Consider the following 13,244-nt stretch of genomic DNA (forward strand, 5'->3'; position numbering starts at 1 on the left):
TACCGTGTAATATGCTTACAAAAAGTATTACCAATAATACCAGTATAAATAAAAATAAAACGTTCCTTTGAGCGACAATTACGCTATAACGATCCGAATTCCAATTTGTATCCTCGTCTAATGCTCTACTATTCCTTTGTTTTAAAAATCTCAACACCTCGATTTTCTAAAATCCAAATCAACAACCAAACCCCTATATAAAATACAAACTAAATCTAAAAAACTTTTAATTTGTGACCTAGCTTAGCAAATTTTGTTTTCATATATGAACAATTATATTGATTAAACTCCATAACAAGCGGCAAACACTTTGTAATCTCTATACCATTACTTTTTAACTCTGATAATTTTCTACCATTATTTGTAAGTAATTGAATCCTCTTAAGATCTAATTTTTTAAGTATTTTAGCTGCAATAACAAAATCCCTTTCATCATCCTTAAAACCCAACACTTTATTCGCATCTACAGTATCAAGATCATATCTTCTTTGCATATCATATGCCCTTAATTTATTAATCAACCCAATACCCCTACCATCCTGCATGAGATATATTATGACACCACCTCCAGAATCAACCATTATTTGAATTGCTTTATGTAATTGACTTCTACAATCACACGATAAACTCCCCAACAAATCACCTGTGTAACATGAAGAATGTATTCTTACCAAAGGCTCACCATCTCTATTTGGATTACCAACAATAATTGCATAATGTTCTCTGCAGCTACCACCTTTAATTCTATAAGATAGAATTTTTACTTCCTGAGTCTGCTTTAAAAAAAATGATGTTTCACATATTTCATATAAATCACGATCTAAACAAAAATTTTTTATAAACGATATATTCAGTGTAATAACATCATTTTTTTCACACCAATCATACATCTCTTTTTCATCTTTAAAAGATGAATCAATTATTAATGCATATGGTAATAACTCCGATAATTTAAGTAAATCAATAGCATATTTATCTATCACCCCTGAACAATACAGTTCTTTCATTCTATCGAAAACTGAATAATTCATTAAATGAAGCAACTCATCAAAACTATTTATCTGTAAACGTTTGTTATTATTTTTCTCGTTTTGAAACGAATATTGCACCTTACTAGAAGTCAAAGTAACAAATAAATTACCTGATATAAACTTATACTGATCGAATAAACTTCTCTCTAAAATCTCAGCAGCAGTAAACAATAAATAATTACCTTTATCATCATATATCATAACTGGAGAGCCACGTCTGACTTCACTAACTGCCCTATCTATTCTATTCCTGTTCTGATTTCCTATTAACATTTCACTTATATTAAATGAATAAATCTGATACGGTCGAGAAGACTTGAACTTCCAAAGCCAAATTTAGGGCCACAGCGACCTCAACGCTGCATGTCTACCAAATTCCATCACGACCGCACTTTTAAACTTAAATCGCACTCAACCATTTTAAAATTCTTTACCTAAAATGTCAATTCTTATATAACTTGGAATAATTTATAAATTGTTTTATAAATCCTTTATAATACTTATATAATATTGACATATAGAGATAGTTTTCTTATATAAGAATAGATACCGTATATTATATTAAATTAAGGTAGGACAAAATTAAGTTTTAGAAAATTAAAAGCTCAACTTAAAATACTTCAATTGTTTAAGCTCAGAGCCTCCTCTATTTCTAATTATGAATAATAATACCTTTGTTCCTTTTATTATCTTTATCTTATTTCTAACTAACAACTTTCGCACTACTTATGCACAAATATTATATGCATGGTCTCAAGTTATTCCAGAAAATAAATTGAGTGTACGTGCAATTGTAGACAATAATACTTGCCCGATTATTAATATCGATACTAAAAAAATAAAAATGTTGAACCGTAGCTCAAATAATTATAACGAAACAGTCTGTGAAATGGTCACAGAAATAAACGCTAGAAATATTAATATTGATAATAGACAAATTTCTACATTACCAAAAAAATTTAATAAAATTGCTTTCATTGGTGATACGGGTTGTAAAATAAATGCATTCTTTCAACAAGAATGTAACTCAATAAATAGCTGGCCTTTAAAAAAAAACTTAGATTCTATTGCTTCTCACAAACCTGACCTCATTGTGCACGTAGGAGACTATCATTATAGAAGAGCAAAATGTAGAAATAAACAAAAATGCAATAATATTTATGGATATAATAAAGAAACGTGGTACGCCGATTGGTTTGAACCTGCAAAGGATATTTTATCACAATTTTCTTTTCTTTTCATTAGAGGTAATCATGAAAATTGTAATAGAGCTCATGAAGGATGGTTCAAATATTTAGACCCATACCCATTTTCATATAAAAAATGTGAAAACTTTATTCCTAGTTGGCTTTTAGACATTGGACCAATAAGATTTCTCGTCTTCGATTCTTCGTCCGGTGAAGATACTTTTACAACCAAAAACACAATTGATATCGTTGAGAAACAATCTAATAAACTAATACATAACAGTTCTTACAAACCAATATGGCTTTTAACACATAAGCCAATTTGGGGATTAACAAAAAAAGAACTTTTAACATTAAAAATTTTTAGTAACTCTACTCAAATTAAAATCTTTAAAAATAAACTTCTAAATAATATTACAACTATAATTTCTGGTCATATTCATATAGCCCAAATCTTATTAATGGCTAATGCTCCAGATCAAATCATAGTTGGAAATGGTGGAGCGCTATTATACTCCCAAGATCAAAAGCATATTTATCAAAATATAAAGTTTAATCATCCAAATAATAAAATTTATCTAGCACATGAAATTAGAACCTTTTCGGGTTTTGGCTTTGCAATCCTAAATTTAAATAATCGCAAATTTACTTTTTATAATCAAAATAATGAAGAAATACATTCTGTACAACTAACAAAAAACTTTGAATTTAAACAATAAAATAATAAAATTGTACAAAAATTTTTAATTTTTATAAAAATAATAAAGAAAATTCATTAACGCCCAATTATTTCTTTCCTTATTACTTACTACCTATATTAATTTTCTTTAATAAGGAGCATTTTATATATCACAAAATCCATAGAAATCAATAAAATTGAAAATTAAAAAAATATTCAAGCAATATAGAAATATAAATTCTACACCTTAACTATATTTTAATTAATTGTGAAATAATTATACTTTATTCCTATCTAAATATTTTTTTTAACTGATTAATTTCATTAGCAAAATTTAAATCCGTTCTCATAAGATGTTCTATCTGTTTTACTGCATGTATAACAGTAGCATGATTTCTTCCACCAAAATTTCTTCCAATATCTAATAAGCTTTTTTGCGTAAATTTCTTAGCAAAATACATTGCTATTTGTCTCGGTCTTACAAGACTACGAAGTCTATTAAAAGAAGACATATCAGCAACTCTTATATTAAAAAATTCAGCTATTTTCTTTTGTATTTCCGCTACTGTAATTAACTTATAATTGGATATTAAAAGATCCGCTAAAATTTCATTGGCTGACTCTACTGTCATACTCCTCCCAACTAACGAAGCATGAACAACTTTATTTAATGCGCCTTCTAATTCTCTTATATTAGATTTTATATTTCTCGCTAAAAATTCCAGAAGATCATTTGGAACATATATATCCATTTGCTTCACTTTAGCATGCAATATACCAAGTCTTAATTCAAAAGTTGTTTCACCAATATCTGTTACTAACCCCCAACCAAGCCTAGATTTTATCTTCTCCTCTATGCCATCAAGATCACTAGGAGATCTATCAGCAGATATAACTAACTGTTTATTTTGATCTATTAATGTATTAAAAGTATGAAAAAATTCTTCCTGAGTACTATCCTTACCGCTAATAAATTGTACATCATCCACCATCAATACATCTACTGATCTAAATTGCTCCTTAAATAGCATAATATCCTTACTTCGCAACGCTATAACATACTGATACATAAATTTTTCTGCTGATAAGTATGCTACCTTCCTCTTTACAAGAGGAGAATTAACTATATACCAAGCTATAGCGTGCATCAAATGTGTTTTACCTAATCCAACTTTACCGTATAGAAATAAAGGATTACTTCCAAGTATTGGACCTATAGATCCCGCTACACGCTTCGCAGCTGTAAATGCTAATTCATTTGGTTTACCCACTACAAAACTATTAAACGTAAATCTTGGATCCAAAGGCGAACCAAGAGCATGACCATTTTTTTTTCTATTTTTTATTACAATATTGCTAGAATTCTCTTTTTTTTTAATTACTTGAATATCAACATAATATATACTCTTATCTTCATTTTGCCACAACGATAATATTTTTTTCATGTAATGGGTTGTAACCCATTCTTTTATAAATTTAGTTGATGCAGATAGCAAAATACCTCCATTACTACTACTGATAAATCTAAGTGAACTCAACCAACTGTTATATGTTGCTTCTCCATAAAAATCATAGAGATAATTCTGAATTTTTTTCCAAGTAACATTGTGATCTGTTACTGTAACAATTTTATCAAAAAACGCAGTAGAAATCTTAGGATTAATCAAGCTCATACATCACATTACCATACTGCGCACTAAAAGAAATCAACAACTAGAAAACATGAAGAATAAACTAATACTCTACTGCGAAATAAAAGCAATACTACCAAATATCATAACTAAAATTATGTTAATTTTTAATAAGTTGTAAAGAATATAAAATTATCTAAATAATCATTTTATTTAGTAAAATTAAAACACTACTATTATTTTATATAGATAAAACTAACATATTTTATATACAATAATATAGAAGCTTAATCCTAAGAAAATGAACTCTTTAATTAAAACTAAGCTTTATATTTGAACTGTATTTATATAAATACATATGGATTTATGATCACATTAAATGGCTTAAACTGTAATATTAAATTTGGTATTGAGTTAGAATTTTATATTGAGAATATAAAAGAAGAACATTTACTTTTTGAAAGTATTAAAAATAAAATATCTTTATTGGATTTTTTTTGCGAAAAAGAGAACTCTATATGTCAGTATGAAATAAAAAGTACTTGTTACACTAATTTTAATAAGTTAATCAAACATTTTATATTAGCAAAAAAATTAATCTCTGAAACAGCGCAAAAATTTGGTGGAAATGCCTCTTTTAAAGCAAAACCCTACTTAAATAGGGCTGGCAGCGCATTAAATATACATGTCAATTTAATAGATTTAAATAACAGAAATTTATTTTATTGTAACAAACAAAAATACAGCAAACACTTAATTTATAGCATTGGTGGATTGTGTGCTATGATGAGAAAATATATGTCATTTTTTGCCCCAAATAAAAACTCGTATTTAAGATTTAAATATCCAGATATTCATACTCCAACTACAATTAGTTGGGGGGTAAATAACAGAACTACTGCTATAAGAGTACTTAATTCTGAAAATAAATGCCGTCTAGAACATCGCGTACCAGGGGCAGATTGTAATTTGGAAAAAGTTCTTAAGGTAATAATTAAAAGTATCGTTTTCGGCATAAAAAACAAAGTTATCCCACCAAATAGAATATATGGGATTGCATCTGATCTTCAATATAAAATGGAAAGCCTAATAAAAAACTCTTAATATAACTACCATACTAAATAACATACCTAAAATTGATAAACAACAAAAGTTTCATACTCTTTTAAGGTTGTTTGTTATTACTCAAATAAAGTTCACTTTAAATAATTTCACTTCCTTGTTTTATCGAGAAAATTTTTCATTACAACTTTTTAAATTTGTTCATATGCTAACTCTATGAGATGCATATTTAATAACTCCCAACATATAACTAAAACCTATTAAATAAAAACCCTCTAATATAAAATTAGAGACTATTTAAGATAGATCAAATTTTATGTTACGTAATTTTTCTAGAATTTTAATTATCTTTATAAAGTAAGATATACTACACTAATTAAAACATATTATTATTTCATCAACTCTTCTTTACTTTTTTCTTTTTTATAGTTTCTAGACTTAACACTTAGATTTTTAGTTACTCTAATCATCAACTCATTTTTCCGTTTTATCATCTCACAAATTAATTCATTTTGTTAATATTTTACCTAACTCTAGAGATGTTTTAATACGCAACAATAGATTTCCGCTTAATACTAACTAAAAATAAAGAATCACACTTTCATCTTTTTCTTGTAAAAACAAATGTATAATTCAAAAAATAACACAAACAACATAAATCCAAACAAGAACATACGCATACTTAATAATTGAATAGAAACTTTGCTTTATCTTCATACATCTTTATCCCATTCTTACGAAGAAATTTCTTAAATAATTTTCATAAAAACCTAAAACTTTAATTTAAACATATCATTATCCCCACTAAAACACAAACTTTTTATAAACGAACATTTGAAATAAAACACAAAACACAAAGCTTCAAAGCTTTAAACTCTAAAATTCTATAATATCTCTCCTATTTGGGCTTGTTGAAATCAAATAAATTGGAACGCCTATTAATTCTTCTATCTTTTTTACATATCTTATTAAATTTATAGGCAATTCTTCAATTGACTTTTTGCCATGAGTACTTTCCTTCCAACCAGAAAATTCCTCATATATTGGCTCTAACTTCTCTTGTATCGTATATGATGCAGGCAAATAATCATATATTCTTCCATTACAACTATAACTAGTACATATTTTAACCACATCAAAAGAATCAAGTATATCCAATTTAGTTAACACAACACTTGAAACTCCAGAAAGTTACACCGCCTGCCGCACTAAAACTGCATCAAACCATCCACATCGTCTTCTCCTATTACTAACTGTTCCAAATTCCTTACCTACGTCAAATAAAATATCCCCTATTTTATTTCTCTGTTCAGTAGGAAATGGGCCATTTCCTACTCTCGTAGTATAGGCTTTTGCTACGCCTATAACGCATGAATCAGAAAAAAATAATCCAGATCCTGTTATTGCCTGTGATGCAATAGTATTACTTGAAGTAACAAATGGATACGCTCCATGATCAATATCTAAAAATGTACCTTGAGCACCCTCAAATATTATTTTTTTACCTTCTTTTATAAAATTGTTTAATAACTTCCATACTGGTTTCTTATATGGAAGAATTTTACCCGCAATATCTTTAATTTCCTTCAATATTTCTTCTCTTTTTACGATTAAACAATTCAAACCTCTCCTAATAGCATTATGATAATTTAAAAGAATATCTACTCTACTATTTAATTCATTTGCATTTTCCAAATCACAAAGACGTATAGCTCTTCTTCCAATTTTATCTTCATAACAAGGTCCTATTCCTTTATTTGTTGTATCAATTTTTTTATCCCCACTTAAATCCTCAAATAACCTTTCTTTATCTTTATGTATATTAAGTATTAAAGGACAACTTTCAGACACAATTAAATTATTTGGATTTATATCTATTGCTCTAACCTTTAACGAATCTATTTCTGAAATTAATGCATGCAAATCAAGAGCAACACCATTCCCTATAACAGATATTTTACCAGTTCTCAAGACACCAGAAGGAAGCAAATTTAACTTATAAACCTCATCATCTATTACTACAGTATGACCAGCATTATTTCCACCTTGAAACCTTACAATTACGTCAGCATCACTAGAAAGATAATCTACTATTTTACCTTTTCCTTCATCACCCCATTGTAGACCGATAATTATAATATTATTCACTAATCAAAATATATAAATAAATACTCTAAAACTAATATGTAAATACTAATACAACAGTACACTATAAACAACAAATAAATAATTCTCTGAAAGAGAAAGTTCTCTAATACTTTTATCTATTTTTAGATTAAAGTCATCAATTAACAAACTCTAATCTAACTCAAAAACTCTATACTTTTTATCTCTTTATAAGAAAATAAACCTTATTAGCAAAGTAAATCAATTTAATATCATATCACTCATATCAAAATGAGCATTTATACCATCTCTATAACTTAATTTATTAAATTTTTAAATAAAAAGCACTGTATTAACATTATTTGTAACATAATTATATTATTCATAATATAAAAATTATATCTCATAATATGGACTCAAAAAAAATCAAATTAATATTTGAAAAATTTAAAGAATCAAATTCTACGCCAAAAATAGAACTAAATTACACTAACCACTTTACATTACTCATTGCAATAATTTTATCAGCTCGAACAACCGATGTGAATGTCAATAAAATCACAAAAAAGTTGTTCAATATCATTGATACACCAGAAAAAATGCTAAAATTTGGAATAAATAAATTAAAAAAATACATATACAGCATTGGTTTATATAATTCAAAAGCAATAAATATAACTAAACTTAGCAAAATACTAATTAATCAATACAACAGCAAAATTCCCACAAATTTTAATGATCTAATATCTCTGCCTGGAGTAGGAAGAAAAAGCGCCAATGTATTCTTAAATACAGGACTTGGTGTTCCAGTATTAGCAGTTGATACTCATGTTTTTAGAGTAAGTAATAGAATAGGACTCGTAAAAGAAAAAAATGTACTTAAAACAGAAAAATCACTTTTAAACGTAATTCCAAGAGAATATCTACTGTACGCTCACAATTGGCTAATTTTGCATGGAAGGTATATTTGCAAAGCAAAAAAACCCCTATGCCAAACATGCGCAATTCATAATTTATGCGAATTCAAAACATAAAGCCTTTCGTTGTTTTACAATCTCATCTCTATCTCAGAGTTGTGATTATACTGAAATACAATTTATAAATTTTACAAAATACTAATATCTAAGTATATACACCAATTTCACGAAACTTAAACTACTAAGTACAATAAATAAACTAATTTTATAAACTAAGTAAAAATAAAAATGCCTTATAAAAAGCTTTATAAAAAATCAATATAAAACAATAATAAAATTAGACCTAGTCAAAAACCCTTAATGAATTAAAATTATACCTTAATTGATCAAAACTTCTAATCCTAATTAGTTTTTATTAAAATCATAAATCAATAAATTAACTAATAGATATTGAAAAAGTTCAATGTGATTTATCAAATCAACCAATTTAAAATAAAACTACACAAATCTTTTGAATCTTAAATTCAAAATCTCTATAGAAAAACTCTAGTAATTAAACATAGAAACAACATAACTAAAAGTTATAATAGCCCCCCCGGCATACCTATCGAAAAACTTTTGTTTTAATAAAATTAACTACAGATTATCCTTATAACATTTTCCTTATTTTATTTATAAAAATCTATATATCTTAACTACTTTTATATATTTCTGATATATAAAAAGTTAAATTTTGCTCTATAATTATTTTTCTTCAAAATTATTTATTATTTTACAAGTGTTCTAACAATATGTAGAGATCTTGTGATTTTATTAAAATTTAATAAAGGTTAAAGTTATAAAATGCAAAAAAAAAGTAATCTACTTAAAATATGTAAACTTTTTTTAATAATTTTCAAAAAAATACTCAATAAAGTCTTTCCTGCTAAAATGATAAGCTCTTTTTTCGGAATAGGTTACCTACCAACCTGGCAAAATTATTGGTCCTCTTTTTTAATATTATTTATTACCGACATCACGTTAGTTCTTATATACGGAGAAAATTTTATACTATACAATATGCCGAATTCCGCTATAATAGCAGCAGCCGCTTTTACAAAGTTAGCAGTAATTATGTTACTATTACAACTAATTGGAATATCGATTTTTCATGTTCAAAACCCCTTAGCAAATAGCAGTGAAGACATAGTAATACAAATAGCTTCAGGGCAGGTGATGACCGTTGCACTTTCAATGCCAGCAATAATGTCAATCTATCATACTATGAGTAAACTACATGGAAGTATATGTAAGCAAATATTTCAATGTCCATTTTGGTTTAATGACTTTATGCATCTATTTTTTTTCTTTATTATACCTTATACATTTTTTAATATTATAGATGTAACAAAATTTTGGCCAATAAGTTCTATACAACTTAATTATAATAATGCTATATCAATTACATTTGAAGGAATTTTTCATACTTTCTATGGAATAATTTTTTTATATTTAACTGCATTTATATTTTGCGATTTAACTATACGCAATGCAATTATTTTAAATAAAAGTATAATTCAATTTATTAAGGAAAATTCAATAGCTTTAAAATGAAAACTACATACAGAAACACCACAAAAATATTGAATAGTATGTCTTGTTTAGTATTATTTATTCAACATAAAATAAACAAATTCACGTGGATCTACAAAATATAATAAATGAATTACAAAATTTTTGGTCTAATGAAGGATGTACAATACTTTATTCCTATACATCTGAAATGGGGGCAGGAACGTTACATCCTATAACAATCATATCAGCAATTAATGAAAAACCAACAAAAGTTGCATATTTACAACCTACAATTAGACCATCAGATGGACGCTATGGTAATAACCATAACAGATTATATCAACATCATCAATATCAAGTTATAATCAAACCTTCTAACAATAACTTACAAAATACTTATTTAAATAGCTTAAAAACTCTTGGTATTTCTATAGAAGAGTACGATATCAAATTTATCGAAGATGATTGGGAGAATCCAAGCATTGGCGCATCAGGACTTGGATGGGAAGTTACATGTAACGGAATGGAAATAACGCAACTTACATATATACAACAAATAGGAGGTATTGATTGTAAAATAATTTCTGGAGAAATAGCATATGGACTTGAACGTTTAGCAATGTGTATACAAAATATCAACAATATTTACGATATTATCTGGAATAGTAATGGCATAACTTATGGAGATATTTTCAAACAAAGAGAATATGAATTCTCTCATCTAGCGCTTAATTACTATGATATTAAAGTCATACAAAAACAGTTTAAAGATACAAAAGAATTATGTAAATTTCTTATTGAAAATAAATTGCCGCTAGCAGCTTACGACCAATGTATTAAAGCTAGTCATCTGCTTAATCTACTTGATGCAAGAGGTGTACTTAGCGCGAATGAGCGTACAATATATATTAGCAAAGTTAGAGAACTAACAAAAAAATGTTGTGAACTATATATTAATAAATAAACATATGCAATTACAACTATTATTCGAATGCCTTTCAGAAGAAATACCTCCTAGAATGCAAAATTCAGCCGCAATTCAAGTTGAAAATTATATTGTTAATGCTTTCAATAAAAAAAATATAAAATTTACATCTATAAAAGTTTTTGTAACAGCACGGCGTATAACTCTTTATGTTAAAAATATAAATATTTCTAAACTAAAAAGTTTTAATAGTGAAATTAAAGGACCTAATATTAATGCATCAAAAGATGCAATTAAAAGCTTTTTAAAAAAGAATGAAAAAAACGAAATAGATTTATTTGTTCGTAAACTAAATAATAAAAATTTTTATTTTGTTAAAAACAATATCTGCTCATTCAATATTCAAAAATATATTAAAAACTTACTAGAAGAAATGTTAAAAAATTTCTCTTGGCCAAAAAGTATGAGATGGAATGAAAGAAGAGAAAAATGGATTAGACCAATCCAAAATATTTTATGCATTTTAAATAATGAGATCATACCTATATCTTTTGCAGGAATTACGGCACATAATATAACATACGGTCATAGATTTTTCTCGAATAACATAGCGCTCACTGTTAAAACACCTAAAGACTATTTTATATTATTAAAATATAACAAAGTTATCCTTCAAGCAAATAAGAGAAAACAACTTATACTAGATCAAATTAATAAATTTATAAAAGAATATAAATTACAATTCGAAAAAAATGACTATTTACTAAACGAATTGGTAGGATTCGTAGAATGGCCAATTGTATTATTTGGCAAAGTAAACCAAGAAAAGTTATCTGAACTTCCAAAAGAAATAATTCTTAGTATAATTAACAAACAACAAAAATGCCTCGTTTTAAGTAAGGAACAAAAAATTTCCCACTTTATCACTGTTGTCAATGTTAATAATAACAAAGTTGTTGAGGGATATGAAAAAATATTAAAAGCACGTCTTACTGATGCTTTATTTTTAATAACTCAAGATAAAAAGAAAAACCTAGATTATTTTGTTAAAAAATTAGATTTGATATTATTTCATACCTCTCTTGGTAATATTGGAAAAAAAGTAAAACGTATCATAACTCTATCAAAATACATAGCTATGTATATTCCATATACCTCACTAATTAAAGTTGAACGTGCTGCATATTTAGCAAAAGCAGATCTTTCGACATCAATAATAAAAGAGTTTCCAGAATTACAGGGAACAATAGGTGGATATTATGCCTCTTATTTTCAAGAAGATAAAGAAATAATAGAAGCTATAGCTGATCATTACAAACCCATTGGACCAGAGCAAGATTGTCCTAAATCTCCTACTACAATCAGTGTAGCAATTGCTGATAAAATAGATAGCTTAATTGGTTTAATCATAGCAGGTGAAAAATTTTCAGGTTCATATGATCAGTTTGGTTTACGAAGAACGGCAATTAGCATAATTAGAATTATACTTGAAAATAACCTTCATATTCCTATTAAATTATTGATAAATAAATCGATATCTTTATACCCAAAATCTTTATTTACCAAACGCATCACAACATCATCATTTGACGGATCTAATAGATTAACAAACAAAAAAAAAATTTTAGAATTAGTGCTTAACTTTTTTTTAAAAAAATTTAGAATTATTTTAAAAAACAAAGGCATAAGACAAAATACTATAAATTCCATATTGCAGACTAACATAAATGACTTATTAATAGCAAAAAACCTAATTATTGCACTAGATCAATATCTTAACAAATCTGAAGGCAAACAGATTCTAGGTACTTATAAAAGAATCAATAATATAGTTACTAAAGCAGAAAAAAATGATATCATCGCCTATGATATATCTTATAACAAAGAGCTCCTGATTAGTAATGAAGAAATAGCACTATCAAAATATTCAATAGTTATCTTTAAAAAGATAAAACAACTATTAAAAAATAATTGCTTTGATACAGCATTTGACGAGCTTGCTAACTTTACTTCATTCATTAACCAGTTCATGGATAACGTAAAAATCAATTGCGATTCCAATGAATTAAGAAAAAATAGACTGTCCCTACTCAAAAAAACAACTTCTATCTTCCACCTAATAGCGCATTTTAATCTTCTAATAAAATAAATA

At 26.8% G+C, this 13,244-nt stretch carries 8 protein-coding genes and 1 pseudogene; 6 read left to right on the forward strand and 3 right to left on the reverse strand.

The genetic code is table 11. The features are described 5' to 3' along the window. Positions 1-215: 215 nt before the first annotated feature. The gene (locus tag LJI21_02390; GenBank protein WFW29607.1) at positions 216-1,304 is read right to left on the reverse strand and encodes a GTP cyclohydrolase II; all 1,089 of its coding nucleotides are present in this window, start codon (positions 1,302-1,304) and stop codon (positions 216-218) included. Positions 1,305-1,689: 385 nt separating this feature from the next. Here LJI21_02390 and LJI21_02395 point away from each other — a divergent pair, with 385 nt between their 5' ends. Next, positions 1,690-2,937 (forward strand): metallophosphoesterase, encoded by a 1,248-nt coding sequence (locus tag LJI21_02395; protein WFW29608.1) that lies wholly within the window; start codon positions 1,690-1,692, stop codon positions 2,935-2,937. Positions 2,938-3,187: 250 nt separating this feature from the next. Here the strand turns inward: LJI21_02395 and dnaA are convergent, their stop codons facing one another. Beyond that, a complete protein-coding gene (gene dnaA, locus LJI21_02400) occupies positions 3,188-4,570 on the reverse strand; it encodes a chromosomal replication initiator protein DnaA (protein ID WFW29609.1) in 1,383 nt (460 codons plus the stop codon). Positions 4,571-4,894: 324 nt separating this feature from the next. Between dnaA and LJI21_02405 the strand changes: the two genes are divergently transcribed. Next, entirely contained in the window at positions 4,895-5,632 is a 738-nt protein-coding gene (locus LJI21_02405; protein ID WFW29610.1) for a glutamine synthetase, read from the forward strand. 834 nt (positions 5,633-6,466) lie between these two features. Here the strand turns inward: LJI21_02405 and LJI21_02410 are convergent. Further along, positions 6,467-7,738: pseudogene (locus LJI21_02410) on the reverse strand (adenylosuccinate synthase). Between the two features lie 368 nt (positions 7,739-8,106). Here LJI21_02410 and nth point away from each other — a divergent pair. From nth to glyS, 4 genes are all read left to right on the forward strand, one after another. After that, positions 8,107-8,730, forward strand: a complete 624-nt coding sequence (nth, locus tag LJI21_02415; protein WFW29611.1) for an endonuclease III — start codon at positions 8,107-8,109, stop codon at positions 8,728-8,730. Positions 8,731-9,543: 813 nt separating this feature from the next. Next, complete coding sequence (locus tag LJI21_02420; GenBank protein WFW29612.1) at positions 9,544-10,206, forward strand: phosphatidylglycerophosphatase; 663 nt, start codon at positions 9,544-9,546, stop codon at positions 10,204-10,206. Between the two features lie 85 nt (positions 10,207-10,291). Continuing rightward, positions 10,292-11,131, forward strand: coding sequence for a glycine--tRNA ligase subunit alpha (locus LJI21_02425; GenBank protein WFW29613.1), 840 nt, complete (start codon positions 10,292-10,294; stop codon positions 11,129-11,131). After that, positions 11,109-13,241, forward strand: a complete 2,133-nt coding sequence (glyS, locus tag LJI21_02430) for a glycine--tRNA ligase subunit beta (protein ID WFW29614.1) — start codon at positions 11,109-11,111, stop codon at positions 13,239-13,241. The genes LJI21_02425 and glyS overlap by 23 nt, the downstream gene beginning before the upstream one ends. Positions 13,242-13,244 lie beyond the last annotated feature (3 nt).

Source organism: Wolbachia endosymbiont of Menacanthus eurysternus (assembly GCA_029715105.1).
Taxonomy (GTDB): Bacteria; Pseudomonadota; Alphaproteobacteria; order Rickettsiales; family Anaplasmataceae; genus Wolbachia.

Bases quoted from the DNA above. Each gene is read 5' to 3' on its own strand.
- LJI21_02395 (WFW29608.1), top strand. From the start codon at position 1,690: ATGAATAATAATACCTTTGTTCCTTTTATTATCTTTATCTTATTTCTA.
- nth (WFW29611.1), top strand. From the start codon at position 8,107: ATGGACTCAAAAAAAATCAAATTAATATTTGAAAAATTTAAAGAATCA.
- LJI21_02405 (WFW29610.1), top strand. From the start codon at position 4,895: ATGATCACATTAAATGGCTTAAACTGTAATATTAAATTTGGTATTGAG.
- LJI21_02390 (WFW29607.1), bottom strand. From the start codon at position 1,304: ATGTTAATAGGAAATCAGAACAGGAATAGAATAGATAGGGCAGTTAGT.
- LJI21_02420 (WFW29612.1), top strand. From the start codon at position 9,544: ATGATAAGCTCTTTTTTCGGAATAGGTTACCTACCAACCTGGCAAAAT.
- dnaA (WFW29609.1), bottom strand. From the start codon at position 4,570: ATGAGCTTGATTAATCCTAAGATTTCTACTGCGTTTTTTGATAAAATT.